At 72.2% G+C, this 26606-nt stretch carries 22 protein-coding genes, 1 tRNA gene and 1 riboswitch; of the genes, 6 read left to right on the top strand and 17 right to left on the bottom strand.

The features are described 5' to 3' along the window. Positions 1-10: 10 nt before the first annotated feature. The 9 genes from rpoB to I8D64_RS07530 all read right to left on the bottom strand — a co-directional run bounded on the left by rpoB (position 11) and on the right by I8D64_RS07530 (position 9716). On the bottom strand, positions 11-3499 hold the full coding sequence (gene rpoB, locus I8D64_RS07490; protein ID WP_200501878.1) for a DNA-directed RNA polymerase subunit beta: 3489 nt from the start codon (positions 3497-3499) through the stop codon (positions 11-13). Positions 3500-4026: 527 nt separating this feature from the next. Then, on the bottom strand, positions 4027-5166 hold the full coding sequence (locus I8D64_RS07495; RefSeq protein WP_200501879.1) for a CorA family divalent cation transporter: 1140 nt from the start codon (positions 5164-5166) through the stop codon (positions 4027-4029). A 144-nt stretch (positions 5167-5310) separates the two neighbouring features. Continuing rightward, positions 5311-5697: a 50S ribosomal protein L7/L12 gene (rplL, locus tag I8D64_RS07500; protein ID WP_200501880.1), complete on the bottom strand. Its 387-nt coding sequence runs from the start codon at positions 5695-5697 to the stop codon at positions 5311-5313. Between the two features lie 158 nt (positions 5698-5855). Continuing rightward, positions 5856-6371 (bottom strand): 50S ribosomal protein L10, encoded by a 516-nt coding sequence (gene rplJ / locus I8D64_RS07505; protein WP_200501881.1) that lies wholly within the window; start codon positions 6369-6371, stop codon positions 5856-5858. A gap of 524 nt (positions 6372-6895) precedes the next feature. Continuing rightward, positions 6896-7618, bottom strand: a complete 723-nt coding sequence (rplA, locus tag I8D64_RS07510; RefSeq protein ID WP_200501882.1) for a 50S ribosomal protein L1 — start codon at positions 7616-7618, stop codon at positions 6896-6898. A 5-nt stretch (positions 7619-7623) separates the two neighbouring features. Beyond that, positions 7624-8055 carry a 50S ribosomal protein L11 gene (rplK, locus tag I8D64_RS07515; protein ID WP_152351763.1) on the bottom strand — a complete coding sequence of 144 codons (432 nt, stop codon included), beginning with the start codon at positions 8053-8055 and terminating at the stop codon, positions 7624-7626. A 217-nt stretch (positions 8056-8272) separates the two neighbouring features. Further along, positions 8273-9235, bottom strand: coding sequence for a transcription termination/antitermination protein NusG (gene nusG / locus I8D64_RS17265; protein ID WP_200501883.1), 963 nt, complete (start codon positions 9233-9235; stop codon positions 8273-8275). Positions 9236-9305: 70 nt separating this feature from the next. After that, positions 9306-9578 (bottom strand): preprotein translocase subunit SecE, encoded by a 273-nt coding sequence (gene secE, locus I8D64_RS07525; RefSeq protein WP_193636171.1) that lies wholly within the window; start codon positions 9576-9578, stop codon positions 9306-9308. 65 nt (positions 9579-9643) lie between these two features. Beyond that, positions 9644-9716: transfer RNA gene (locus tag I8D64_RS07530), tRNA-Trp, on the bottom strand. A 348-nt stretch (positions 9717-10064) separates the two neighbouring features. On the opposite strand from I8D64_RS07530, the gene I8D64_RS07535 reads away from it, so the two are divergent. Both I8D64_RS07535 and I8D64_RS07540 read left to right on the top strand, forming a co-directional pair. Continuing rightward, entirely contained in the window at positions 10065-11237 is a 1173-nt protein-coding gene (locus I8D64_RS07535) for a pyridoxal phosphate-dependent aminotransferase (protein ID WP_343068500.1), read from the top strand. Then, positions 11234-12292, top strand: a complete 1059-nt coding sequence (locus I8D64_RS07540; RefSeq protein WP_200501885.1) for an adenosine deaminase — start codon at positions 11234-11236, stop codon at positions 12290-12292. The genes I8D64_RS07535 and I8D64_RS07540 overlap by 4 nt, the downstream gene beginning before the upstream one ends. Before the next feature lie 3 nt (positions 12293-12295). Here I8D64_RS07540 and galK read toward each other — a convergent pair whose 3' ends face one another. From galK to I8D64_RS07555, 3 genes are all read right to left on the bottom strand, one after another. Further along, complete coding sequence (gene galK / locus I8D64_RS07545) at positions 12296-13504, bottom strand: galactokinase (RefSeq protein WP_200501886.1); 1209 nt, start codon at positions 13502-13504, stop codon at positions 12296-12298. Between the two features lie 77 nt (positions 13505-13581). Then, positions 13582-14655: a lactonase family protein gene (locus tag I8D64_RS07550; protein WP_200501887.1), complete on the bottom strand. Its 1074-nt coding sequence runs from the start codon at positions 14653-14655 to the stop codon at positions 13582-13584. Beyond that, on the bottom strand, positions 14652-16178 hold the full coding sequence (locus tag I8D64_RS07555) for a threonine/serine exporter family protein (protein WP_200501888.1): 1527 nt from the start codon (positions 16176-16178) through the stop codon (positions 14652-14654). Before I8D64_RS07555 ends, I8D64_RS07550 begins: the two co-directional genes overlap by 4 nt. A gap of 91 nt (positions 16179-16269) precedes the next feature. Between I8D64_RS07555 and I8D64_RS07560 the strand changes: the two genes are divergently transcribed. Next, positions 16270-16911: a carbonic anhydrase gene (locus I8D64_RS07560; protein WP_343068473.1), complete on the top strand. Its 642-nt coding sequence runs from the start codon at positions 16270-16272 to the stop codon at positions 16909-16911. 102 nt (positions 16912-17013) lie between these two features. Here I8D64_RS07560 and I8D64_RS07565 read toward each other — a convergent pair whose 3' ends face one another. Continuing rightward, on the bottom strand, positions 17014-17430 hold the full coding sequence (locus tag I8D64_RS07565; RefSeq protein WP_200501889.1) for a DUF3017 domain-containing protein: 417 nt from the start codon (positions 17428-17430) through the stop codon (positions 17014-17016). A gap of 232 nt (positions 17431-17662) precedes the next feature. Here I8D64_RS07565 and aspA point away from each other — a divergent pair, with 232 nt between their 5' ends. Further along, positions 17663-19189, top strand: coding sequence for an aspartate ammonia-lyase (gene aspA, locus I8D64_RS07570; protein ID WP_200501890.1), 1527 nt, complete (start codon positions 17663-17665; stop codon positions 19187-19189). An 82-nt stretch (positions 19190-19271) separates the two neighbouring features. On the opposite strand, the gene ppk2 is transcribed toward aspA, so the two are convergent. From ppk2 to purN, 3 genes are all read right to left on the bottom strand, one after another. Then, positions 19272-20177, bottom strand: coding sequence for a polyphosphate kinase 2 (gene ppk2 / locus I8D64_RS07575; RefSeq protein ID WP_200501891.1), 906 nt, complete (start codon positions 20175-20177; stop codon positions 19272-19274). Between the two features lie 406 nt (positions 20178-20583). Further along, positions 20584-22287: a bifunctional phosphoribosylaminoimidazolecarboxamide formyltransferase/IMP cyclohydrolase gene (purH, locus tag I8D64_RS07580; protein WP_343068474.1), complete on the bottom strand. Its 1704-nt coding sequence runs from the start codon at positions 22285-22287 to the stop codon at positions 20584-20586. Between the two features lie 73 nt (positions 22288-22360). After that, a riboswitch (ZMP/ZTP riboswitch) is annotated at positions 22361-22439 on the bottom strand. 33 nt (positions 22440-22472) lie between these two features. Further along, positions 22473-23051, bottom strand: coding sequence for a phosphoribosylglycinamide formyltransferase (gene purN / locus I8D64_RS07585; RefSeq protein ID WP_200501893.1), 579 nt, complete (start codon positions 23049-23051; stop codon positions 22473-22475). Between the two features lie 154 nt (positions 23052-23205). Between purN and I8D64_RS07590 the strand changes: the two genes are divergently transcribed. Further along, on the top strand, positions 23206-23622 hold the full coding sequence (locus I8D64_RS07590) for a hypothetical protein (protein ID WP_200501894.1): 417 nt from the start codon (positions 23206-23208) through the stop codon (positions 23620-23622). On the opposite strand, the gene I8D64_RS07595 is transcribed toward I8D64_RS07590, so the two are convergent. Next, positions 23591-25045, bottom strand: coding sequence for a cell division protein PerM (locus I8D64_RS07595; protein ID WP_200501895.1), 1455 nt, complete (start codon positions 25043-25045; stop codon positions 23591-23593). The genes I8D64_RS07590 and I8D64_RS07595 overlap by 32 nt on opposite strands. A gap of 121 nt (positions 25046-25166) precedes the next feature. On the opposite strand from I8D64_RS07595, the gene I8D64_RS07600 reads away from it, so the two are divergent. Continuing rightward, positions 25167-26537 (top strand): isochorismate synthase, encoded by a 1371-nt coding sequence (locus I8D64_RS07600; protein ID WP_200501896.1) that lies wholly within the window; start codon positions 25167-25169, stop codon positions 26535-26537. Positions 26538-26606: the final 69 nt, after the last annotated feature.

A 26606-nucleotide genomic window follows, 5' to 3' on the forward strand; every position in this document is an offset into this window, starting at 1 on the left:
GGCTCGGGCCTCAGACCTCTTCGATGGAGCCGACGCCCTCGTGGGGACGGCGGGACAGGTCGATGCCGAGCTCCTCCGCGGCCCGGAACACCTCCTCGTCGTTCTCCTGCACCTCCTGGGCGGTGCCGTCGCTGGACAGCACCTCCACGTTCAGGCACAGGGACTGCATCTCCTTGAGGAGCACGCGGAAGGACTCCGGGATGCCCGGCTCGGGGACGTTCTCGCCCTTGACGATGGACTCGTAGACCTTCACACGGCCGGGGATGTCGTCCGACTTGATGGTCAGGAGCTCCTGGAGGGCGTAGGCGGCGCCGTACGCCTCCATCGCCCAGACCTCCATCTCGCCGAAGCGCTGGCCGCCGAACTGGGCCTTACCGCCCAGCGGCTGCTGCGTGATCATCGAGTAGGGGCCGGTCGAACGGGCGTGCAGCTTGTCGTCGACCAGGTGGTGGAGCTTCAGGATGTACATGTAGCCCACGGAGATCGGCTTCGGGAACGGCTCGCCGGAGCGGCCGTCGAACAGCTGCGCCTTGCCGTCCTCCTTGACCATCCGCTCGCCGTCCCGGTTCGGGGTGTGGTTCGCGATCAGGCCCTCGAGCTCGGTGCCGGACAGGCCGTCGAACACCGGCACGGCGACGGGGGTGCCCGGCTCGCCGGTCAGCGCCGCGTCGGGCAGGTCCTTGGCGGCGTCGGACTTCGGGTCCAGCGACCAGCCGTTCTTCGCGACCCATCCCAGGTGGACCTCCATCACCTGGCCGATGTTCATGCGACCGGGCACGCCCATCGGGTTGAGGATGATGTCGACCGGGGTGCCGTCCTCGAGGAAGGGCATGTCCTCCACGGGCAGGATCTTGGCGATGACGCCCTTGTTGCCGTGGCGGCCGGAGAGCTTGTCGCCGTCCGTGATCTTGCGCTTCTGGGCCACGTACACGCGGACCATCTCGTTGACGCCGGTGGGCAGGATCTCGGACTCGTCCTCCTCGGTGAACACCCGGACGCCGATGACGGTGCCGGACTCGCCGTGGGGGACGCGCAGCGAGGTGTCGCGCACCTCGCGGGCCTTCTCGCCGAAGATCGCGCGCAGCAGGCGCTCCTCGGGGGTCAGCTCGGTCTCGCCCTTCGGGGTCACCTTGCCGACCAGGATGTCGCCGGCCTCGACCTCGGCGCCGATGCGGATGATGCCGCGCTCGTCGAGGTCCGCCAGGACGTCGTCGCCGACGTTGGGGATGTCGCGGGTGATCTCCTCGCGGCCGAGCTTGGTGTCGCGGGCGTCGACCTCGTGCTCCTCGATGTGGATCGAGGTGAGGACGTCGTCCTGGACCATGCGCGAGGACAGGATGATGCCGTCCTCGTAGTTGTGGCCCTCCCACGACATGAACGCGACCAGGAGGTTCTTGCCGAGCGCGAGCTCGCCCTCCTCCGTCGACGGGCCGTCGGCCAGGACCGAGCCGGCCTCGACGCGGTCGCCCTCGTTCCACAGCACGCGGTGGTTGTAGCAGTTGCCCGCGTTGGAGCGGTCGAACTTCCCGATCGGGTAGGTCTGACGGGTGCCGTCATCGGCCATGACCGAGATGAGGTCGGCCGAGAGGTCCTCGATCACACCGGGCTTCTCGGCGACGATCACATCGCCCGCGTCGACCGCGGCGCGACGCTCCATGCCGGTGCCGACCAACGGCATCTCCGTGCGCATGAGCGGCACGGCCTGGCGCTGCATGTTCGAGCCCATGAGGGCGCGGTTCGCGTCGTCGTGCTCGAGGAACGGGATCATGGCGGTCGCGACCGACACCATCTGGCGGGCCGAGACGTCCATGTAGTCCACCTCGTCGGCGGGGACGAGCTCGGGCTCGCCGCCGGTGAGGCGCGAGAGCACGGTCTCCTCGACGAAGGTGCCGTCCTCGTTCAGCGGGGCGTTGGCCTGCGCGATGACGTGGCGGTCCTCGTCGTCGGCCGTCAGGTAGACGATCTCGTCGGTGACCTCGCCCTTCGTGACCTTGCGGTACGGGGTCTCGACGAAGCCGAACGGGTTGATGCGCGCGAAGGTCGCGAGCGAGCCGATGAGGCCGATGTTCGGGCCCTCAGGGGTCTCGATCGGGCACATGCGGCCGTAGTGGCTCGGGTGGACGTCGCGGACCTCCATGCCCGCGCGGTCGCGCGAGAGGCCGCCCGGGCCCAGCGCCGAGAGACGGCGCTTGTGGGTCAGGCCCGACAGCGGGTTGTTCTGGTCCATGAACTGCGAGAGCTGCGAGGTGCCGAAGAACTCCTTGATCGCCGCCGTCACCGGGCGGATGTTGATCAGGGTCAGCGGGGTGATCGCCTCGACGTCCTGCGTGGTCATGCGCTCGCGCACGACGCGCTCCATGCGCGACAGGCCCGTGCGGACCTGGTTCTGGATCAGCTCGCCCACCGCGCGGATGCGACGGTTGCCGAAGTGGTCGATGTCGTCGGTCTCGACCCGGAGGGTCTGGCCGTCGGCGCTCGTGGTCTCGCCGAGTCCGTCGTGCAGGGCCACCAGGTACTTGATGGTCGCGACGATGTCCTCGAGGGTCAGCGTGGACTGCGAGAGAGGAGCCTCGACGCCGAGCTTCTTGCCGATCTTGTAGCGGCCGACCTTCGCGAGGTCGTAGCGCTTGTCGTTGAAGTAGAGGTTGTTGAGCATCGCCTCGCCGGCATCGCGCGTGGGCGGCTCGCCCGGGCGCTGCTTGCGGTAGATGTCCAGCAGGGCCTCGTCCTGCGAGGTCGTGCGGTCCTTCTCGAGGGTCGAGCGCATGGACTCGAACTCGCCGAACTCGTCGAGGATCTCGCTCTGGGACATGCCGAGCGCCTGCAGCAGCGTGGTCACGGACTGCTTGCGCTTGCGGTCGATGCGCACGCCGACCTGATCGCGCTTGTCGACCTCGAACTCGAGCCAGGCACCGCGCGAGGGGATCATCTTCGCGCCGAAGATGTGCTTGTCGCTGGTCTTGTCGACGCTCTCGTCGAAGTAGACGCCGGGCGAGCGCACGAGCTGCGAGACGACCACGCGCTCGGTGCCGTTGATGATGAAGGTGCCCTTGTCGGTCATGAGTGGGAAGTCGCCCATGAAGACCGTCTGGGTCTTGATCTCGCCGGTCTCGTTGTTCATGAACTCGGCGATCACGTACAGCGGGGCGGAGTAGGTGAGGTCCTTCTCCTTGCACTCCTCGACCGTGTACTTCGGGTCGTCGAAGGTGTGGTCGCGGAAGGACAGCGCCATGTTGCCGGCGAAGTCCTCGATCGGGGAGATCTCCTCGAAGATGTCGGCCAGACCGGAGGTCTGCGGGACGTCCTCGCGTCCCGCGGACGCCGCCTCGGCGGCGCGCTCCTGCCAGCGCTCGTTGCCGAGCAGCCAGTCGAAGGAGGTGGTCTGGAGGCTCAGCAGGTCGGGGACCTGGAGCGGATCGCCGAGCTTGGCGAAGGTGACGCGCGGCGACGCCGTGCGCAGGGCGATGTCAGGGGTTCGATCGGTGCTCGAGGCAGCCAAGGGTGGTCCTTCCACAGGCCGGTGACAGTGGACCGCGCGGCGGCGTCCTCCCAGGTCGAGCAGAGGGTCAGCGGCTCTGCGCCTCGCATGGACCCAGCGGTGCCCGCAGGGGCTCCAGGGGGTTCGGCGGGCTGACGATCGAAGACGACACAGCGCAAAGAAAGAGCATACAGAAGATCACGGATGGACGCAACACCGCGAGCGCGGAGGGTCCATCCGCGTCGACCGCCATATGCCTGGCGCGGAGGGCGGAGCCTCCTGTCTGGTTCTCGTCACCCGGCGCCTCGCAGCGTCGGGCCCCAGCGGCGGGGCGGGCACGGGGCCCGGCCTCTCACGTCGCACCATCGGTGCGGTATCGCCGACGGGAGCAGTCGACAGGAACAGCTCTCGATCAGGGAACAGAATGCGCCGTGCTCGCCCGCGAGTCAAGCAGGCGCGCAGGATGCACAGGTGCGTCGGCCCCGCCGGGAGCGGGTGCCGCGTCGCAGCCGCGCGCGCTGCGGCGCGGTCGCGCGGGGTCCTCGCGCTCAGATCCAGCGGGCGCGGTGCATGAGGACGCCGACCGCGAGCGTGGGCACCAGCACGAGCACGGCCGCGATCGCGAGCCCCACCGGCGACCCGAAGCCCGGGTAGGGAACGTTGATCCCGAACCATCCCGTGACCAGCGTGGGGATCGACACCACCGCGGCCCAGCCGGCGAGTTTGCGCATCACGACGTTCAGGTGCTGGTCCTGGAGCGCGAGATGGGTCTGGACGACCGAGGTGAGGGTCTCGTGCTGCGAGTCGAGCCATTCCTCGGTGCGCGCCGCGTGGTCCGCGAGCTCCGCGTGGAGCGATCGCAGCTCGAGGGTCCCGTCGGGGCCCTCGGGCCGATCGGACGACGAGGCCTGCGCGGCGCCGTGCGCGGCGCCCGCGCTCCCCCGCCCGTCGTCCGTCCCGGGTCGCAGGCGGTCGATCACCGACGCCATCGGCTGGATCCAGCGCCGCAGGCGCGTCAGCTCTCCCCGGAGCGCCGCGGCGACGTTCTCGATCCCCGCGCTCCGGCCCGCCGCCTCGAAGACGTCGTCCTCCAGGTCGTCCAGACGGTCGTCCATCCACTGCGCCGCCCAGAACTGCGCATCCACCACGGCGTCGAGCACGAGGTGGGCGAGGCCCGAGGCGCCCAGCGGCGCTCCCTCGTCGTGGGCCCAGTCCTCGCGCACGGGGGCGAGGTCGAAGGCGTCGTCGGAGCGGACGGTGACCACTCCCCCGGGATGCACGAATCCGGCGATCCGCGTCGCGCGGAACTGGTCCTCCCCTCGCCGCGGCTGGGGCGCGTCCTCCTCGGGCGCCTCCGGGTCCTCTCCGCGGGCGGCGCGGACGGCCTCGCCGACGGGGACCGGCGCGTACACGACGAAGGCGAGATGATCCGTGCGGTGCACAGCCTTGGCCCGTGCATGCCGACCGAGGATGCCCTCGATCTCGGTGCCGCGCAGGTCCAGGGCCTCGGCGACCTCGGCCACGTCTCCCCCGTCGGGGCCGTCGTCCTGCACGAGGTCGAGCCAGAGGGTCGGACCGCCCCTCCGGGAGAGGCGCGAGCGGAGGTCCTCCAGCGGGACCTCGACCTCGGACAGGGACCACCCGTCGTCGGTCGTGCCGGACAGGGACAGGCAGCGCACGGTGGTCATGGGCCCATCCTGCCCGCGTCCGGGCATGCGCAAGGGCCGCCCCGCCGAAGCGGGACGGCCCTTGCCAGCAGATGTGCGCCGTGGGCGTCGGGACGAGGATCCGGACTCAGTCCGTCTCCGAGGCCGGGCGCCCGGGCGCCGTCATCACTTGACGGTGACGGAGGCGCCAGCGCCCTCGAGCTGCTCCTTGGCCTTCTCGGCGGCGTCCTTGGTCGCCTTCTCGAGAACCGGCTTGGGGGCGCCGTCGACGAGGTCCTTGGCCTCCTTCAGGCCGAGACCGGTCAGAGCGCGCACCTCCTTGATGACGGCGATCTTCGCGGAGCCGGCGCCCTCGAGGATGACGTCGAACTCGTCCTTCTCCTCCTCGGCGGGGGCGTCGCCACCGGCGGCGCCGCCGGCGGCGGCGACGGCCACGGGGGCCGCGGCGGTGACGTCGAAGATCTCCTCGAACTGCTTCACGAACTCGGAGAGCTCGATGAGGGACATCTCCTTGAAAGCCTCGATGAGCTCGTCGTTGCTGAGCTTCGCCATGATGGGCGTTCCTTCCTGTTCAGGAGCCGTGGGGCTCCGTGCGTGGGGCGGCGCTCTCGCGCCTGGTCAAGCGGACCTCCGCCGGTGCGGCCGACGGGAGGTCGAGGTCAGCGCCGACGCGCTGAGGTGTGCGATGCCGAGGGCATGAGCCGTGGGGCTCAGACCTCCTGCTTCGCACGCAGCGCGTCCACAGTGCGCGCCGCCTTCGACAGCGGCGCCTGGAACACGGCAGCGGCCTTGGACAGGTTCGCCTTGAAGGCGCCTGCTGCCTTGGCCAGCAGCACCTCGCGGGACTCGAGGTCCGCGAGGGTCTTCACGTCGTCCTCCGAGAGGGCCTTGCCCTCGAAGTAACCGGACTTGACGACGAGATTCTCGTTGCCCTTGGCGAAGTCACGCAGGGCCTTGGCCGGAGCGACCGGCTCACCCTTGATGAAGGCGATGGCGGTGGGGCCGGCCAGCTTGCCCTCGAACGCGTCGATGCCGGCCTCGCGGGCGGCGATCTCCGTGAGCGTGTTCTTCACCACGGCGTAGGTGGTGTCAGCACCCAGCGAGCGGCGCAGCTGCTGGAGCTGCGTGACGCTGAGGCCGCGGTACTCGGTGAGAACGGCGGCGTCGGACTCACGGAACAGCTGCGTGAGCTCGGCGACGGCGTCCACCTTCTCGGGCTTCGCCATGGCCCTCCTTCCAGAGGTCTCGGGCCGACGGCTGAAGGGCCCGCCCGACGGGTCCGCCCGGGGGCGGACCGATCTGCAGCGGACACGGAAAAGGCCTCGACACGCAGGTGTCGAGGCCCGGACGCACTCGGCTCGCACAGCGTGGCCTGCGGGAGGATCGGGATCCTCCGCTGCCGCACCCGGTCTCCCGGGGCGCGAGCGACCGTGCAGCGGTCGTTCGGTTCACCTGCGCAGGCCGTCCCCGTGGGGATTCCTTCGGTCGAGCCCGGTGGCGGGCACGACGACCGGCGGTCTTCGGTAGTCCCAGGGTAGCCGAGTCGCGTGCGACGGCGCCATCCGGTGGGCGGCGACCTCGCTCACATCCGCGGCGCTCCCCGCCCTGCTCCTCCCTGCCCTGCCCTTTCCGCCCGAGCTCGCCCCGGCACGCGGAAGCCCCCGCGCCGACGGATCGGTGCGGGGGCTTCGGGGCGCGTCCCGCGCGGGCTCAGGGCCCGGCGCGGGACGGCGTCGAGGGACGACGGGGCTCAGGCGGCCTCGTCGGTGTCCTCGGTGAGGTTGCGCGTGCGGTTCACGTCGACCGGGACGCCCGGGCCCATGGTGGTGGACACGGTGATCTTGCTGATGTAGCGGCCCTTCGAGGAGGACGGCTTCAGTCGCAGGATCTCCTCGAGCGCTGCCACGTAGTTCTCGGTGAGCTGCGCATCGGAGAAGGAGACCTTCCCGATGATGAAGTGCAGGTTCGCCGCACGGTCCACGCGGAACTCGATCTTGCCGCCCTTGATGTCGGACACGGCCTTGGCGGTGTCCATCGTGACGGTGCCGGTCTTCGGGTTCGGCATGAGGCCGCGGGGGCCGAGCACGCGGCCCAGCTTGCCCACCTTGCCCATGAGGTTCGGCGTGGCCACGGCCGCGTCGAAATCGGTCCAGCCGCCGGCGACCTTCTCGACGAGGTCGTCGTCGCCGACCTCGTCGGCGCCCGCTGCCAGAGCGGCCTCGGCCTGCGCGCCCGTCGCGAAGACGATCACGCGGGCGGTCTTGCCGGTGCCGTTGGGCAGGTTGACGGTGCCGCGCACCATCTGGTCGGCCTGGCGGGGATCCACACCCAGGCGCATGGCGACCTCGACGGAGGCGTCGAACTTCGCCGGGGAGGTCTTCTGCGCCAGACGGATCGCGTCCAGCGGCGAGTAGAAGCGGCCCTCGTCGATCTTGGCCGCTGCGTCCTTGTACGACTTGCTCTTGAATGCCATCGTGATCAGCCCTCCACCGTGATGCCCATGGACCGAGCGGTCCCGGCCACGATCTTCGCGGCCGCGTCGATGTCGTTCGCGTTCAGGTCCGGCATCTTCGTCTCCGCGATCTCGCGGACCTGGTCCATCGAGATCTTGCCGACCTTGTCGGTGTGCGGGGTCGCAGAGCCCTTCTGCAGACCGGCGGCCTTCTTGATCAGCTCGGCGGCCGGCGGCGTCTTGGTCACGAACGTGAACGAGCGGTCCTCGTACACGGTGATCTCGACCGGGATGATGTTGCCGCGCTGGTCGGCCGTCCGGTCGTTGTACGCCTTGACGAACTCCATCATGTTCACGCCGGCAGCGCCGAGCGCGGGACCCACGGGCGGCGCAGGGGTGGCCTGGCCGGCCTGGATCTGGAGCTTGATGATGCTCGCGATCTTCTTCTTGGGAGCCATTGCTCTTCCTTCTGTGGTCGTGGTCCGGGCGGAGCTCATCAAGCTCCTCCCACCTGCGGCTCCCCGGACGGGCCGGGGGCCGGCGGCATCCCGACGGACCGGGCTGCCTGCGGCATCCCGACGGGTCAGGACGCCGATGGCATCCCGACGGATCGGGATGCCGATGGCGCGTGACTCGAGCGCGGGGCTCGAGGGGCGGCGCCGAGCCGGACTCGGATCAGATCTTGGCGACCTGGTCGAAGGCCAGCTCCACCGGGGTCTCGCGTCCGAAGATGGACACGAGGACCTGGAGCTTCTGGTGCTCGCCGTCGATCTCGGAGATCGTGGCGGGCATGGTCTCGAACGGACCGTCCATGACGGTCACGGACTCGCCGACGGCGAAGGCGGGGACCTTCTGCGCGGCGGCGGCGCGCGAGGAGCCGCCCGCGGAGGAGGCGCGCTTCTTCTCGGGCAGGCCGATGCTGGGCTCGAGCAGCGAGAAGATCTCGTCGAAGGTCAGCGGGGTCGGGTCGGTCGCGTTGCCCACGAAGCCGGTGACGCCGGGGGTGTCGCGCACGACCCGCCAGGACTCGTCGGTCAGGTCCATGCGCACGAGCACGTACCCGGGGACCCGCACGCGGCGGACGACCTTCTTCTGGCCGTTCTTGATCTCGGTCGCATCCTCCATGGGGACCTCGATCTGGAAGATGAAGTCCTCCATGTTCTGGGTCTCGATGCGGGTCGTGAGCTGCGTCTTCACGCGGTTCTCGTGACCGGAGTAGGAGTGGACGACGTACCACTCGCCCAGGGCGGAGCGCAGCTGACGCTTGAGCGCGGCGATCTGCTCCTCGGCGCTGGGGCCCTCGTCGGAGTCCTCCGCGCCCTCGGCGGCGTCGGCCGCGGCGGGAGCGGACGCGTCCTCAGAAGAGGTCTCGTCCTCGGAGGAGGTCTCATCGTCGGAGGAGGTCTCGTCGTCCGCGGTCCCGTCGGCCGGAGCCTCGTCGGCAGCGCTCTCGGCGCCGGCGTCCTCGGTGCTCTGCTCGCCCTCGGCGGCGCCGGCGCCGGCGGCATCCTCGCCGTCGGCGGCCTCGGGGGTCGCGGAGTCATCGAGACGGCCGGACTCGGGGGACGCGGAGAACGCGAGAGAGGAGTCGACGCCCTCGTAGGTGTCCTCGAAGGAGTCGGACTGGTCGTTCGCCACCGTGAACCTGCTTTCCTACCGGCTGTGGATCGGGTCGGGCGCTTCGGCCCCGCACGCGCTCGGCGCGGACTCAGAGCCCGGAGTCGGGGACCACGAAGGTGATCCGGGACAGCCAGCCGAAGACGAAATCGAGGCCGAACACCAGAAGGATCATCACGAAGACGAACATGAGGACGGTCACCGCGTACACGGCGAGCTCCTTGCGCGTCGGGATGACGACCTTCTTGAGCTCAGCGATGACCTGGCGGACGAACAGGCCGATCGCCACGAACGGGTTCCTGGACCCGTCGTCCTTGCGACGCCCCTCGTGGGGAGTCGCCGGGGAGGTGTGGCTGGAGCTCACTCTGGTCTGTCCGATCTCGTCGGGTGCATCCGCGTCCGTCCGGACGTCTGGTCCGATCGGACGAGCAGGGCAGACAGGACTCGAACCTGCAACCTGCGGTTTTGGAGACCGCTGCGCTACCAATTGCGCCACTGCCCTTCGCAGGATCTCTCCTGCGAGGTCCTCCCCCGCGGGGTGGTTCCGGGCGGCGCGAGTCCGCCGGGCCGTGAGGACCGACGAACAGCATACCCATGACCCGGCGCACGGGCGAATCCCCCGCGTCCCGGATCACACCGCGGACCAGCACGGGCGCGCGCCGCTGCCGGGGAGAGCGAACGACGGGGTCCGCGTCGGCGCCCGATCTGGCACGTTCACCTGCGCTCTGCCAGGATGTGGAGGGTGAACGAGAACACGCCCTCCGCAGCTTCCCAGCCCGCCCCCACCGCCTCGCCGTCGGCCCCCGTCGGGCCCGGGGACGGATCCGCCGCGCGACGCCTCTCCGCGCGCATCGGGGCGATCGCCGAGTCCGCGACCCTCGCGGTGGACGCGAAGGCGAAGGCGCTGAAGGCGGCCGGGCGGCCGGTCATCGGCTTCGGCGCGGGCGAGCCGGACTTCCCGACCCCCGCGCACGTCGTCGCCGCCGCCCAGGATGCCGCCGCCGACCCGCGCAACCACCGCTACAGCCCCGCCGCGGGCCTGCCCGAGCTGCGCCAGGCGATCGCCGAGGCCACGCTGCGCACCGACGGCATCGAGGTCGACCCCGCCCAGGTGCTCGTCACCAACGGCGGCAAGCAGGCCGTCTACGAGGCGTTCGCGAGCCTGCTGGACCCGGGCGACGAGGTCATCCTGCCCGCGCCCTTCTGGACCACGTACCCCGAGGCGATCCGCCTCGCCGGGGCGCGCGAGGTCGAGGTGCTCTCCGGCGCGGACCAGGACTACCTGCCCACCCTCGCGCAGCTCGAGGCCGCCCGCACCCCCGCGACCCGCGCGATCCTGCTGTGCTCCCCCTCGAACCCGACGGGCTCCGTGATGAGCCGCGCGCAGCTCGAGGAGATCGGCCGCTGGGCGCTCGAGCACGGGATCTGGGTGATCTCCGACGAGATCTACCAGCACCTCACCTACGACGGCGTCCCCTTCGTCTCGATCCTGGACGCCGTGCCGGAGCTCGCCGACACCACCGTGCTCCTCAACGGCGTCGCCAAGACCTTCGCGATGACCGGCTGGCGCGTGGGGTGGCTGATCGGCCCGAAGGACATCGTCAAGGGCGCCTCGAACCTCCAGTCCCACCTCACCAGCAACGTCAACAACGTCGCGCAGCGAGCGGCGCTCACCGCGCTCACGGGGCCCATGGACGACGTGGCGAGGATGCGCGAGGCCTTCGACCGCCGTCGCCGCGCCATCGTCGAGGCGCTCTCGAGCATCGACGGGTTCCGCGTGCCCACTCCCGAGGGCGCCTTCTACGCGTTCCCGGACGTGACCGCTGTGCTGGGCCGCACGATCCGCGGCACGCGCGTGGAGACCAGCACCGATCTCGCCGAGGCGATCCTCGAGCACGCCGAGGTCGCCGCCGTCCCGGGCGAGGCCTTCGGCGCCCCCGGGCACCTGCGCTTCTCCTACGCCCTGGCCGACGAGGATCTCGCCGAGGGCATGGACCGCCTGGCCGCACTGCTCGCCGAGTGAGCACGCCCGGCCGGCGCGATCTCCGCACCCTCCCCAAGGCGCATCTGCACCTGCACTTCACGGGGTCGATGCGCCGGGACACGCTCGTGGCGATGGCCGCCGAGCGCGGCATCCGCCTGCCGCGGATCCTGCACGCCGACGAGGCGCTGCACGTGGACGCCACGCGCCGGGGCTGGTTCCGCTTCCAGCGCCAGTACGACGCCGCGCGCCACGTCGTCGACGGCGAGGAGGCGATGCGCCGGATCGTGCGCGAGGCCGCCGAGGACGATCTCGCGGAGGGCTCCGGGCGGCTCGAGCTGCAGGTGGATCCCACGGGCTACGCGGAACACGTCGGCGGCATCACCCCGGCGCTCGAGATCGTCCTGGACGAGGCCGAGCGCACCGAGCGCACACTGGGTCTGAGCATCGGGATCGTGGTCGCCGCCTCCCGCACGCGCCATCCGCTGGACGCGCGGACCCTCGCGCGGCTGGCCGCGCGCAACGCCGATCGCGTGGTCGGCTTCGGCCTCTCGAACGACGAGCGCCGCGGCGCGACCTCCGAGTTCGCACCGGCCTTCCGCATCGCCCGCGAGGCAGGACTGGCCTCGGTGCCCCACGGCGGCGAGCTGCTGGGGCCCGATCATCTGCGCGAGGTCGTCGACCACCTGCATCCCGACCGGCTCGGGCACGGGGTGCGATCGGCGGACGACCCGCGCCTGCTCGCGCGCCTCGCCGACCAGGGCGTCGGACTCGAGGTGTGCCCGGCCTCGAACGCGGCGCTCGGGGTGTACCCCTCCGCCGGGGACGTGCCCCTGCGGCGGCTGCGGGAGGCGGGGGCGCGGATCGCGCTCGGCGCCGACGACCCGCTGCTGTTCGGCTCGCGGCTGCTCGCGCAGTACGAGATCGCCCGGGAGGCCGGCTTCACGGACGCGGAGCTCGCGGGCCTCGCGGCCGACTCGATCCGCCTCTCACGGGCCGATGCGGTGACGCGGGAGCGCCTTCTCGCCGGGGTCGCGGCGTGGCTCGACGCGGAGCCGACCGGCCACGCGGAGCCGAGCGGCCCTTCCCGCGGCTGAGGCTCAGCGGTCCTGGCCGGCGCCGTCCTCCGGGAGGGCGAGGAAGAACGCCGGGGAGCCGAGGTCCTCGCGGGCGAAGGCGTCGGCGATAGCCTGGGCGACGTCCTGGGCCGAGCCCGCCTCCACGAGGGCGATCGTGGAGCCTCCGAAGCCGCCGCCGGTCATCCGGGAGCCGTGGGCGCCGGCCGCACGGGCCGCGTCCACGGAGACGTCGAGCGCGGGGACGGTGACCTCGTAGTCGTCGCGCAGCGAGTCGTGGGAGGCGTTCAGGAGTGCGCCCAGCTGCGCGACGCCCTCGCGGACGCTCCCGCTCTCGAGCAGCGCGTGGAAGTCCCGCACCCGCTGGATCTCCGTGATGACGTGGCGGGCGCGGCGGCGGACCACCTCGTCGTCGATCCGGCCCAGGGCCTCGTCGAGGCCGTCAGGGTCGATCTCGCGCAGGGTCCCCACGCCGAGGATCTCCGCCGCGCGCTCGCTGTCGCGGCGGCGGTCGACGTACTCGCCTCCGGCGTGGGAGTGCTCGGCGCGGGTGTCGGTGATGAGCAGGGCGAGGCCCTGGCCGGCGAGATCCCAGGCGACGGGGGTGGTCGAGAAGTCGCGGCAGTCCAGCAGCAGCGCGCGGCCCTCGCGGGCGAGGACCGAGGCGGACTGGTCGAGGCCGCCGGTCGAGGCGCCCACGAAGTCGTTCTCCGCGGCGATGCAGGCGCGCACGCGCTCGAGCGGCGTCGTGCCCAGGCTCAGGAGCGATTCGAGGGCCTCGGCGGTCGCGCACTCGACGGACGCGCTCGAGGACAGTCCGGACCCGAAGGGCACGTGGCCGTCGAGGTAGATGTCCACGCCCTGCTGGACGGCGCCGCTGATGAAGGGGCGCAGGGCCCAGAGCACGCCGGTCACGTAGGCGGGCCAGCCCTCGACGGCGCCCGGGGCGAGATCCCCGGCCTGCCCCTCGAAGACGACGTCGCTCTGCGCGGAGCGCACGCGCACCAGGTCGGTGGGCGTGCGGGCCGCGGCGACGAAGCAACGGTGGGAGATCGCCATCGGCAGGCACAGGCCGTCCTGGTAGTCGACATGCTCACCGATGATGTTCACGCGGCCCGGGGCCGACCACACGCCGTCGGGCTCGTATCCGTAGGCGGCGGCGAAGGCGCGGGCGGTGGCGTCCACGGCCTCGCCGCGATCGGGGGCCTCGAGGATGACGGCGTCGCTCGACATGGGGGTGCGGTTCCTTCTGGTCGGGGGTGCGGCCCGGGCGGGCCGGTCTCTGGATTCGCCCTCGGAAGCGGCGGAGCTCAGGGGCGCGGGGCGATGCAGCTGACGGACGGCGAGGGGATCGGATCGGAGGCGATCGTCAGGTCCCGGCCGTCGAAGCGCAGGACGTCGATGCGGTCCGCCTCCTGCGCGGCGACCAGGATATGCCCCTGCGCCTGCGTGAAGTGGCGCGGGTGGGCGCCCACGCCGGTCTCGGCGATCAGCTGCGGGGCGATCTGGCCGCGGTCGAGCACGCTGAGGGTGTTCGGTCCGCGGTTGGCGACGAGCAGATGATGCTCGTCGTCCGTGAGCTCGAGATGGGAGATCGCGTTCTCCCCCTCGACGCTGCTCGAGGGGACGCTCGAGGACACCTTCCAGCTCGCCTCGATCGAGGAGCCGTCGCCCACGAACTGCCGTTCGGTGCTGCCCGGCCGGGCGCGCACGGCGGTCGCGATGCGACCGTTGAGCTCGCAGGAGACGTGCAGCTCGGAGCTCTCGTGGTCGGCTGCGAGGTGCCGGGGCCCGCTCCCCCGCTCGAGCGCGATCTCCGCGGCCAGGTCGATGTGCCCGTCGATGTCCTGCCGGTAGAGCATCACGCGGTCCAGGCCCAGATCGGGCACGGCCACGAGATCGGTGCCGGGCAGGAGGACGACCTGGTGGGGATGGGCGGTGCGCCCCTCGCCGAAGTCGCCGTGGTCGTCCTCGTCGATGAGGGAGACGGGCACGCCGTCCTCGTCGAGCGCGAGCGTCTCGACGCTGCCCGAGCCGTACTGGGCGACGATGAGGGTGCGGCCGTCGGGCCCGAGGGCGAGATGGCAGCCGCCCTCGCCCCGCAGGGTGATGTCCGCCATGGTCTCGAGGGAGGCGAGATCCTCGCCCGGGCGCAGCGCGAGCACGTGGGTGGGGCTGGTCTCGGTGACCGCGTACAGCAGCGCGCCATCCTCGCTCCAGATGACGAACGAGGGGTCGGGCGCCTCGGCACGGGCGAGCACCTCGACGCCCCCGGCCGACCCGTCGGCCCCCGGGTCCGGCGACCATCGCAGCAGCTCGATGCCGTTGCCCCGGCCGGAGCCGGAGGTCGAGTAGCAGCCCGTGGCGAGGAGTGTGGTGGTCATCGGTCCTCCTGGGTGGGGGCGTCGCTCCGTCGCGCGCCGTCGGTGGTGCCGGATCCGCCGTGTCCGTCCGGGCCGCCCACGGCCCCTGCGGGAGCATCGAGATCGAGCTCCTGCTGGAGGTCGTGGAGGACCGACGGCGGCAGGGCCGACATCTCTCCGGTCATCGTAGAGGGTTCGATGCGGCCCGCGTCGCGCCGACGGCGCCGAGGAAGCGTGAGGCGGCGACGGCGGGGCGTCTGGAACGGCGTCGCGACCACGGGCGTGAACGCCCAGCCCGCCGCGCCGCGACGGCTCAGCACGCGGGTCGCGAGCAGCTGGCCGAGCACGGCGCCCGCGGCGATCCCCACGGCGATCTCCGCCGCGCTGAACAGCTCGGCGCCGCCGCGGCCGATGTCCTCGCTGAGCGCGAGCAGCCCGCGGTAGATGCGGCTGCCGGGCACCAGCGGGATGATGCCGCCCATCATCAGGGCGAGCGCGGGGGCACGCACCCGTCGGGCCACGAGCACGGCGAGCACGCCGACCGCGAACGCCGCGCACGCCGAGGCCCAGACGCGGTCGAACACGAACTCGGTGAGCAGGTAGACGACCACGGCCGACACCGAGGAGACCATCGCCATCCAGCCCAGCACCCGGGCCGGGGTGAAGGTGCCGACGGCGAAGCCGAGACCCATCACGGCGCCGGAGACGGCGGCCGCGACCAGGGAGGCGAGGGTCACAGGGGCGGTCGGCTCGACCGAGATGTGGAGGCCGAGCAGCTCGGCACCCAGGAGCCCGGCGCGCACGCCCACCACGATGCCCACGGTGAGCATGAGCGTCTCCAGGATGCGGGCCGAGGCCGTGACGTACCAGCCGGTGATCGCGTCCTGCATGGACCCGATCGAGGCGAGCCCTGCGAGCAGCACGATGATGCAGGCCACCACGACGATGGCCGAGTTCTGGGCGGGCGCGAGGGCGTGCAGCACCACGGCCACGACCACGCCGATGAGACCGCCCGCGGCCTGCCCGAAGAACATGGGGATCTGGCGCGCCGCCATCACCTCGGTGAGCGCGACCAGGGCGCCGCTGGCGAGGGTGGCGGTGAGCACCACCAGGATCGTCCCGCCGAAGCTGAAGGCCGCCGCACCGCCCATCACGGCGAACCCCAGGAACGCGAGCCAGCGCGGATAGTGCGGTCTCTGCTGGGGGATCGAGCGCACCTGGACGAGGGCCTCCTCGAGGCTCACGGTGCCCAGGATGTAGTGCTCGGTGACCTCCTCGAAGGCCGAGAGGCGCGCGAAGTCCTGCACGCGGCTGCCGGTCGCGCGGATCCTCGTGAACGGCGTCGAGTAGTCGTCGGGGAGGTAGGACAGCGACACCTGGTTGAAGGTGACCTCCACCACGACGTCACGAAGACCCGAGGAGCTGATGATCCTCAGCACGGTCGCCGTGACCTCGGAGGCGGCGGCTCCGTTGGTCAGCAGACCCTCGCCGACGCGCATGGCGAGGTCGAAGACGGAGTGCAGGCGGACGATGTCGGTGGGCACGGCCCGAATCGTGTCACACTGACAGGCGCCTGCGCGCCACCCCTCCAGCGGGCGACCCTGTGCGCACGGCGCCCCCGGAAGGAAGACATCTGTGAACGACTCCGACGTGACCGGCGCGAACCCGGCGTCCTCGGCCCCCTCCCCCTCCTCGACCCCGGAGCAGGCGTTCGCCGCGCTGCTCGAGGGCAACCGGCGGTTCGTGGACGGCGACGCGCTGCACCCGCACCAGGACGAGGCGCGCAGACGCCTGCTCGAGACCGGCCAGGCCCCCTACGCCACGGTGCTGGGGTGCTCGGACTCCCGCGTGCCCGTCGAGCTGCTGTTCGACCAGGGCTTCGGCGACGTGTTCGTCTCCCGCAACGCGGGTCACGTGCTGGGACGCTCCATGCAGGCGTCGGTCGAGTTCGCCGTCGCCGTGCTGGGCGTGCGGGTCGTGCTCGTGCTCGGGCACGAGTCCTGCGGCGCCGTGGGCGCGACCGTCGAGGCGATCCAGGAGGGCACGCAGCTGCCCGGCGAGATGCCGATCCTCGTCGAGCACGTGCGCGACCACCTCGATCCCGAGGATCCGGCCGCGCGCGCCGTCGAGGCGCACGTGCTGGGCACCCTCGACGAGCTGCGCGAGCGCTCGAGCATCGTGCGCGAGGCCGAGGAGCGCGGGGAGATCGTGCTGGCCGGCGCCGTCTACGGGCTCGCCGGCGGCGCAGTGCGCGTGGTCAGCGGACCGGAGGTCTGAGGCAGCGAGGTCCGACGGGGCGAGGTCCGACGCGGCGAGGTCCGACAGGCCCCGGCCCGTCGGACCCGGCATCGGGCCGCCGTCGGCCGGACGCTCAGACGCTCAGAGGTTGGGCGCCGCGGAGAGCACCGCGAGGCCGCCCGCGAGGGCGAGCATCACGAGCACGTCCAGCCCCCGCGAGCGCACCACGAGCGCCCCGAGCAGCGAGGCGGGCAGGCACGCCCGCAGCAGGGCGACCACGAGCAGCAGGGCCGCGAGCAGGCGGCCGGCCACGACGGCGCTCGTGGAGGCGCCGAAGCCCAGGACCGCCACGAGCGCGATGAGGGCGAGCAGCAGGAGCGTCTGGCGGCGCAGTCCCTCGCCCAGCGGCACCCGGCGCGGCGCGGACTGTGCAGGACCGGCTGCATCGGCGTGCGCCTCGTGCCCCGCGGCGTGCCCCGCGTCCGCGTGCGCCTCACGCCCCGCGTCGGCGCCCGCATCGGGGCCGACGCCGGGGCCCGGGGACGTGCTCGGCGACATGCGCGACATCGTACGGGCTGAGGATGAGCACGGGATCCGAGGACGGGATCCGAGGCCGGCGGGCCGCATGCTCCGGCACTCGGCGGACGCCTGTCCCGTCGGCGGGACGATCCGCGCTTCGACCCCGGGCCGCTCGCACGGGTCGCCCGCGCGGGGCTCCCCGGCCCGTCTAGGGTGGAGAAGGGCCGTCGACGACGTCGGCCCGAGTCGCGAACCGAGGAGAAGCATCCTGATGACCACCCCGTCTGCGTCCGAGGCCGCCGTGCCCGGTCGGCTGGAGCACGACCTGCTGGGAGACCGTGAGGTCCCCGGTGACGCCTACTACGGCATCCAGACCCTGCGGGCGCAGGAGAACTTCCGCATCACCGGTGTGCCGGTCTCCCATTTCCCGGAGCTCATCGTCGCCCTCGCCCACGTCAAGCGCGCGGCCGCCCGTGCGAACCACGAGCTGGGCGCGCTCGACGACGAGCGCGCCGCCGCGATCGAGCAGGCCTGCCGGGAGATCGCGGACGGCCAGCTGCACGAGCAGTTCGTGGTCGACGTGATCCAGGGCGGCGCCGGCACGAGCACCAACATGAACGCCAACGAGGTCATCGCGAACCGCGCCCTGGAGATCATGGGGCACGCCAAGGGCGAGTACGAGCACCTGCACCCCAACAACCACGTGAACCTCGCCCAGTCCACCAACGACGTGTATCCGACGGCGGTGCGCCTCGCGCTGCTGCTGAGCTTCCCGAAGCTCGCCGACGCCATGGACGGCCTCATCGTCGCCCTGCGCGAGAAGGGCGACGAGTTCGCGGACGTCCTGAAGATGGGCCGCACGCAGATGCAGGACGCCGTGCCGATGACGCTCGGCCAGGAGTTCCACGCCTGGGCCACGACGATCTCCGAGGACGTCGAGCGCCTGACCCGCACCGGCCGTCTGTTCAAGGAGATCAACCTCGGCGCGACCGCGATCGGCACGGGCATCACCACGGACCCCCGCTACGCGCAGCTCGCCGCGGAGGACCTCTCCGAGATCTCCGGCGTGGACTTCGTGGTCGCCGCCGACCTCGTGGAGGCCACGAGCGACACGGGCGCCTTCGTCACCTTCTCCGGCGTGCTCAAGCGGATCGCCGTGAAGATCTCCAAGATCTGCAACGACCTGCGCCTCCTGAGCTCCGGTCCGCGCGCAGGGCTCGCCGAGATCCGATTGCCCGCGGTGCAGCCCGGCAGCTCGATCATGCCCGGCAAGGTGAACCCCGTGATCCCCGAGGTCGTCAACCAGGTCGCCTTCGAGGTCATCGGCAACGACCTCACCGTGACGTTCGCCGCCGAGGCCGGGCAGCTGCAGCTGAACGCCTTCGAGCCCGTGATCGCCTTCAACATCCTCGAGTCCATGCTCTCCATGACCCATGCGATGTCCACCCTCGCCGACCGCTGCGTGCGCGGCATCGAGCCCAACCACGAGGTGCTCGAGGACTACGTGGAGCGCTCGATCGGCGTGGTCACCGCGCTCGTGCCGGTGATCGGCTACGCCAACGCGACCGACATCGCACGCACCGCCCTCGAGACCGGGCGGCCAGTCCGCGACCTGGTGCTCGAGGCGGGGCTGCTGGACGAGGCGCACCTGAGCGCGCTGCTCTCCCCCACCATGATGACCCGCCCCCACCGTCCGACGCCGACCGGCACCATCCCCGTGGTCGACCCCGCCACGGACTCCGGCGAGGTGCCGCGCATGGTGGCCGACGACAACGCGGTGACCGAGACGGGTCGCTGACCGCGCCCCTGCGCACAGCGCGAGGCCCCGAGGAGCAGTGCTCCTCGGGGCCTCGCGTCATGCGGCCGCGGACGGACGCCGACTACTCGTCGGCCTCCTCCTTCTTGCCGCGCATGACGAGCTTGGGATCGGGCTCGCCGACGACCTCGTGGTCCTTGCCCTCGTACTCGAACTGGGAGAGGAAGTAGCGCATCGCGTTGAGGCGGGCGCGCTTCTTGTCGTTGGAGCGGATGATCGTCCACGGCGCGTACTTCTTGTCCGTGCGGCGGAACATCTCCTCCTTGGCCTCGGTGTAGGCCTCCCAGCGGTCCAGCGACTCGAGGTCCATCGGGGAGAGCTTCCAGCGCCGCACCGGGTCCAGCTGGCGGATCGCGAAGCGGGTGCGCTGCTCGCGCTGGGAGACGGAGAACCAGAGCTTCGTGAGGTGGATGCCGGAGTCCACGAGCATGCGCTCGAACAGCGGCGCCTGGTTCATGAACCCCTCGTACTCCTCATCGGTGCAGAACCCCATCACGCGCTCGACGCCGGCGCGGTTGTACCAGGAGCGGTCGAACAGCACCATCTCGCCCTCGGTGGGCAGGTGCTGGATGTAGCGCTGGAAGTACCACTGGCCCTTCTCGCGGTCGCTCGGCTTGTTCAGCGCGACCACGCGCGCGGTGCGCGGGTTCAGGTGCTCGGTGAAGCGCTTGATCGTGCCGCCCTTGCCGGCGGCGTCGCGGCCCTCGAAGATGATGATCGACTTCTGGTCGTTGTCCTCGAGCCAGTACTGGTACTTCAGCAGCTCGACCTGCAGGCGGTACTTCTCGAGCTCGTACTCGTCGCGGTCCATGCGCGTGTCGTACGGGTACCCCTCCTGCCAGGTGTACACCGGGTTGCCCTGCGGGTCGATGAGGTCGGGATCGGGCGTGTGCCCGTCGGCCACCGTGTACCCCTCATCCCTCAGATGCTCGATGTACTCCCTGAGGTTCTGGTTGTCGGGGACCTTCACGCGACTCTCCTTCGGACATCCGGGCGCTCTCGCAGGAGCGACCGGGATCGGCTTGCTCCCCAGGGTATGCGGCGCATCTGTCCAGCGGGTGAACTCCACCGCAGTCGGACGCCGCGGGGCCGATCGGGGTGAGGCCGATCGCCGCGGGGCCGACGGGCGGGATCGGGGTCGGGCGGTCCCGGTGCGGGCAGGGATGGGCAGGGGCAGGCAGGTGCGGGCAGGTGCAGGCGCGTGCGGGGGTGACGGTCGCGGGGGGGGGGGGGGGGGCCCCACCCCCCCCCCCCCCCCCCCCCCCCCCGCCCAGGACACGGGCACTGCGACACGGACACGGCGGCGCCGACGGGCGGGCGCCACGGACTCCGGGGCACGGGCGCACGCGTCACCGCGCGAGGCTGCGGCGTGCGGGTCAGTGGGCGAAGTGGCGGGTCCCTGTGAGGTAGAGGGTCACTCCCGCCGCACGGCAGGCCTCGATGACCTCCTCGTCGCGGATGGAGCCGCCGGGCTGCACGATCGCGCTCACGCCCGCGTCGATGAGGATCTGGGCGCCGTCGGCGAAGGGGAAGAAGGCGTCGGACGCGGCGACCGCTCCGCGGGCCCGCTCGGGCGCCTGCTCGCCCTCGGCGTGCTCGCCCAGGGTGTTGGCGCGCTGCACGGCCAGACGGCAGGAGTCCAGGCGGTTGACCTGGCCCATGCCGATGCCGACGGCCGCGAGGTCCTTGGCCAGCAGGATCGCGTTGGACTTCACCGCCCGCACCGAGCGCCAGGCGAAGACGAGGTCGGCGAGGGTGCTCGCGTCGGCCGCCTCCCCTGCGGCGAGGGTCCAGGTGGCGGCCTCGTCGCCCTCGGCCTGGTAGGCGTCGGACTCCTGGATCAGGGAGCCGCCCCAGATCTGGCGGATCTCGACGCCGCCGCGGGGACGGTCGGCGATCCGCAGGATCCGCAGGTTCTTCTTCGTGCGCAGCAGCTCGAGGGCCTCGTCCTCGTAGGCGGGAGCCAGGATCACCTCGGTGAACACGGGCTTGACCTGCGTGGCCATCGCGAGGGTCACGGGGCGGTTGGTCGCGATCACGCCGCCGTAGGCGGAGAGCGGGTCGGTGCCGTGGGCGCGTGCGTGCGCGGCGGCCAGGTTCTCGTCCTCGGTCGCGACGGCGATGCCGCAGGGGTTGTTGTGCTTCATGACGACCACGCACGGCTGGTCGTGATCGAAGGCGGCGCGGGTGGCGGCGTCGGCATCGACGTAGTTGTTGAAGCTCATGGCCTTGCCGCCGAGCTGCTCGGCGCCGGCCAGGCCGGGGTTCTCGTCGTCGATGACGGCGACGCGGGCGCGCTGGTGCGGGTTCTCGCCGTAGCGCAGTGTGCGCAGACCGGCCTCGGCGGCCTCCTCGTCGTCCATCTCCAGGAGGTAGGCCGGGGAGTCGACCTCGGCGTCCGGGGAGTCGGAGACTCCCCCGTCGGCCCCGCGGAGGGTCCCGGCGCCCAGGGCGGAGGCGGTGTCCTCGGCGTCCGTCCCGTCGAGCTGGCCGAGCATCCAGTCGCTGATCGCGGTGTCGTACTCGCTGGTGCGGCCGAAGGCGATGGTCGCGAGCTCCTGGCGCTCGTCGAGGGTGAAGCCGCCGCGCGTGGCCGCATGGCCGGCGCGCGCGTAGTCCTCGGGGTCGACCACGACCGCGACGGAGGCGAAGTTCTTCGCCGCGCCGCGCACCATCGACGGCCCGCCGATGTCGATCTTCTCGATGATCTCGTCGAAGGTGCCGCCCGCGGCGACGGTCTCCTCGAAGGGATAGAGGTTCACGACGACGAGGTCGAAGGGCTGGATACTCTGGTCCTCGAGCTGGGCGCGGTGGTCCTCGAGCCGCAGGTCGGCGAGGATGCCGCCATGGATGCGCGGGTGGAGGGTCTTCACGCGCCCGTCGAGCATCTCGGGGCTGCCGGTGACCTCGGCGACGTCGGTCACGGCGAAGCCCGCCTCGCGGATGGTGCTGGCGGTGGAGCCGGTCGAGACGATCTCGACGTCGGCCTCGGAGAGGGCACGGGCCAGGTCCGTCAGGCCCGTCTTGTCGAAGACGGAGACCAGGGCGCGGCGGATGGGACGGCGGTCGGTGGAGCTCACGGAGCGTTCTCCTCGCGGATCGGTGCGGTGCGGTCGATGCGGCGGCTGCGCGGACGCGGTCGCCGCCATCACATGCGGGCACCCAGGCGGTCGATGCCCACGATCGTCACTCCCCGGTGGTCCGCCCACCTGCGCCAGTCGTGTGGGTCCAGTGTATCCGGGGCAGGCGGGAGGTCCGGAAGGGGTCAGGGGGCGAGCGTGCGCGAGAGGTCGCGCACCACGTCGACGAGCATCTCGCGCTCGACGACCTTGATGCGCTCGTGGAGGCTCTCCTCGGTGTCGTCCGGCCGGACGTCCACGGCGCGCTGGGCGAGGATCCGCCCGGTGTCCACGCCCGGGTCGACCTCGATGACGCTGGCCCCGCTCACCTTCACCCCGTAGGCGAGGGCGTCGCGCACGCCGTGGGCCCCGGGGAAGGACGGCAGCAGGGCGGGATGGGTGTTGATGATGCGCCCGGGCCGGGCTTCGAGCAGCGGCGGGCCGATGAGCTTCATGAAGCCGGCGAGCACCACGAGCTCCGGCGAGAGGGCGGCGACCTCGCGGGCCAGGGCCGCGTCCCAGGCCGCGCGATCCGGGTGGTCGCCCAGTCGGACGACGGCCGTCGGCACGCCCGCGCTCTGCGCATGCGCGAGGCCGGAGGCGGCGCGGTCGGCGATCACGCCGACGATCTCGTAGGGGCACTCCTGCTCGTGCTGCGCCGCGAGGAGCGCGGCGAGGTTGCTGCCGGTGCCGGAGATGAGGACGACGATGCGTGCTGGAGCCACGGGGCAACCCTACGGGGAGCGCGCCGGGACGAGGACGGTCGTCCGGGTGGCGTGCGCGGGACCGCGCGCGAGGGGCGATGCGCGAGGGGACGGCGACCGAGGCGCGCGGCACGGGACGTGCGGGTCCCGCTCGCGCAGCGGGCACAATGGTCGGGTGAGCAGTCCCGAGCCCGAACCCTCCGCCCCGTCCGAGTCGACCCTGCGCTATCGCCGGATCCTCACCCGGCTGCTCGTGTCCCTGCTGGCCTCATGGGTGCTGATGATGCTGCCGCTGCCGTGGTCGCTGCTCGCCGGTGTCGCGGGGATCGTCACGGCCGTGCTGCTGGTGCGGCTCGTGATCGCCGCCTGGAGGGACCGCCGACCGGCGATGGCCGTGATCTCCGCGCTGGTGGGCGTCCCCGCGGTGTTCATGATCGTGCTCGGCTCGGTGACCGGCGCGATCTTCTACGGTCCGATGTCCGAGCTCGAGCAGTGCCGGGACGAGGCGCTCACCCAGCAGGCGCAGGACGCGTGCCGGGACGAGGTGCAGAGCTCGGTGCTCAGCTGGATGGAGGGTCTGACGGGGTCCTGACCGAGGCGTCGTCGTCCTGGTCGCGGTCGGGCTCGTCCTCGGAGCGATCCGTGCTCCCGTTCTCGCGGGACTCGGCCGCCTCGACGCGGCCGCGCAGCCCCGCCCATTGGGCGCGCGCCCAGGGCAGGGCGGGCGTGAGGCAGACGGCGGCGACGGCGGCGGTGGGCACCACGACGATCCCCAGCAGCGGCAGCAGCAGGGAGCCGATCCGGGGTCCCAGGGCCTCCAGCGAGCCGTCGCCGATGCCGCCGGTGGCGAGTCCCGCGACGAGCAGCACGAGCAGCAGCAGGGCGACCGCGTAGGCGACGAGGGCGATGACGCGCTCGCGCAGTGCCGACTCCGAGGAGTCGGCGTCGCCCTCCTCCCCCACCAGGTCCCGGCACAGGCGGATCGCGCCGAGCGCGATCGCGACCACGGGCAGCACGATCAGCAGGCGCGTCCACCAGGGCCCGGTGCCCGGGTCCGGCACGATGCCCAGCAGCGGGAGGGCAGGCATCACGGTGGTCTCGGCGCCCGCCAGGCTGATCACGCTGCCCGCCCCGAGCGTGACCGAGCCGCCGAGGATGACCACGAGCACCCACACGGCGATCAGCGGGAACAGGGCGAGCTGCAGCAGCAGGAGCACCACGGATCCCCAGAAGCCCGCGTGCAGGGACTCGTGCAGCGAGGCCACGGCGCCGAAGCGGATCGCGATCATCGCCGTGCAGACGAGCGCCGCGGAGGCGGCGAGGCCCGCGAGCGCGAGGAGCACCGCCCGGGCGACGGAGCCGTAGGGGGCGGGGAGCAGGGAGAGGATGCGCACCTCGGGCACGCCTCCGCCGCCGCGTCGGCGCAGGGCGAGCAGCGCTCCGGCGAGGCCGCCCACCACGGAGACCAGGGCGCCGGAGACCACCGCGGAGGGCACCACCGCGTGCACGAGCGTGCTGCGGGCGATCGCGGCGAGCACGCCGAGCCCGGCGGTGTAGACGACCACGAGGGCGCCCAGGCACATGACGCCGTCGCGCAGTGCCCGAGCCCGCAGGGCGCCGTCGGCCGAGATGGGGCGGAGGCGGCGCACGGCGCGCCGGGCGGCGAGGGCGACCACCACGAGCAGCACGATCGTGAGCCCGAAGGGCATCACGGCGATCGAGCCGGTGACCGAGCCCGCCTGCAGCAGCAGGCTGCCGCCGTGCCCCAGGACGAGCGCGTCCAGGGCCAGCAGGATCGCGCCGAGCACTCCCAGCGATCCGTGGGAGGAGGAGAGCTGGGCGATGAGCGCGGGGACTGCGGTGATCGCGAGGCCCGTGCCGAGGGCGCTGAGGGCCGCGAGCGCCCCGGCGAGCACCGGGGAGTCCAGCCGCACGTCGCCGCGGTCCGCGCGGCCCCGATCCGCACGGGCGCGGTCCTCGCGCGTCCTGCCGCCGCCTCCGCCGTTGCCTGCCACGTGCACCTCTGTCCTGGTCCGGTCCCGGTCGGGTCGTCCCGTCCTCCGCGGGCGCGCTCCACTGTGACCCGCAGAGCGCGGCAAGTCCAGCGCGCAGGGTCCGTGTCGCATAATCGTGCTGATGCCCACCTCAGACCCCGTCTCCGATCCGTCCTCCGTCTCCGCGGACCCCGCGCCCGGTGCGCCGAGCGCGCATGCCGCGCCCGCCGCGGCGCCCGCCCTGCGCGTGCGCACCCTGCGCCTCGAGGACGAGATCGACCTGCCCACGCACCTGCCGCGCGACCTCACCGCCGCCTGGCTGCGCCACGGCCAGGGCATGGTGGGCGTCGGCACCGCCTGGACCTGCACCACGAGCGGGCCCGATCGCTTCGAGGAGGCCTCGGCGCGCTTCCGCGAGCTCGCCGCGGCCGCCCGCATCGACGACGAGGTCGGCACGCGCGGCAGCGGGCTCATCGCATTCGGCAGCTTCTCCTACGCCGCGACCTCCCCGCGCCCCTCCACGCTGCTGGTGCCGCGCGCGATCCTCGGCGTGCTCGACAACGATCCGTTCCTCACCCTCGTCGACGTGCTCGACGAGCAGGAGGACGCGTCGGACGCGATGGACCGGGTGCCCGCAGCCCCGGCGGACTGGCGGGACCTGTTCCCCTCGACCCCGCGCGCCGAGCGCACGCACGTGCAGATCGACCCCGACCACACGCCCGACGAGTACCAGGAGCTGGTGCGCCGGGCGCTCGGGATGATCGAGGAGGGCCGCGCGCAGAAGATCGTGCTCTCGGAGTCCTCGACCGTGCACCTCGAGCAGGCGCAGCCGGTCGCGACGCTGCTGGGGCGCCTCGCCGAGTCCTACCCGACCACCTGGGTCTACCACCTGGCCGACGTCATCGGCGCGACCCCGGAGATGCTGGCCGACACCGAGCACGGACGCCTGTTCAGCCGCGTCCTCGCCGGCAGCCGCCCTGTCGCCGAGGGCTCGGAGCTCGCCGAGCAGGACCGTCGGGCCTTCCGCAGCGACGCCAAGGAACTGGCCGAGCACGCCTTCGCGATCGACTCGGTGACCTCGCGCCTGGCGGACCTCACCACCGAGATCACGGCCTCCGCCGAGCCGTTCGTGCTGCGGCTCCCCGGCCTCGAGCATCTGGCCTCGGACGTCGCGGGCGAGCTGCGCGAGGGCGTCACGAGCCTGGACGTGGCGGGCCGGCTGCACCCGTCGGCCGCAGTGAGCGGCACGCCGCGGGAGGCGGCCGACGCCGCGATCGCCGAGCTCGAGGTCCGCGACCGCGGCGGCTACGCCTCCCCCGTGGGGTGGATGGACGCCGAGGGCGACGGCCAGTGGGCGATCGCCCTGCGCATGGCCCACCTGGAGACGCCCACGCGGGTGCGCGTGCAGTCCGGCGGCGGGCTCGTCGCGGGATCCGACCCCGTGCTCGAGCACGCCGAGGCGCTCGCGAAGTCCCGGCCCGTCCTGCGCGCCATCGGCCGCCCCCAGGACTGAGAGCCCGCCGGGCCTCCCCCGCGTCGGCCCCGGCCCGGTCGCCCACGTCGGGCCCGGGCCGGTCGCCCG

Source organism: Brachybacterium halotolerans, from assembly GCF_016623465.1.
Taxonomy (GTDB): domain Bacteria; phylum Actinomycetota; class Actinomycetes; order Actinomycetales; family Dermabacteraceae; genus Brachybacterium; species Brachybacterium halotolerans.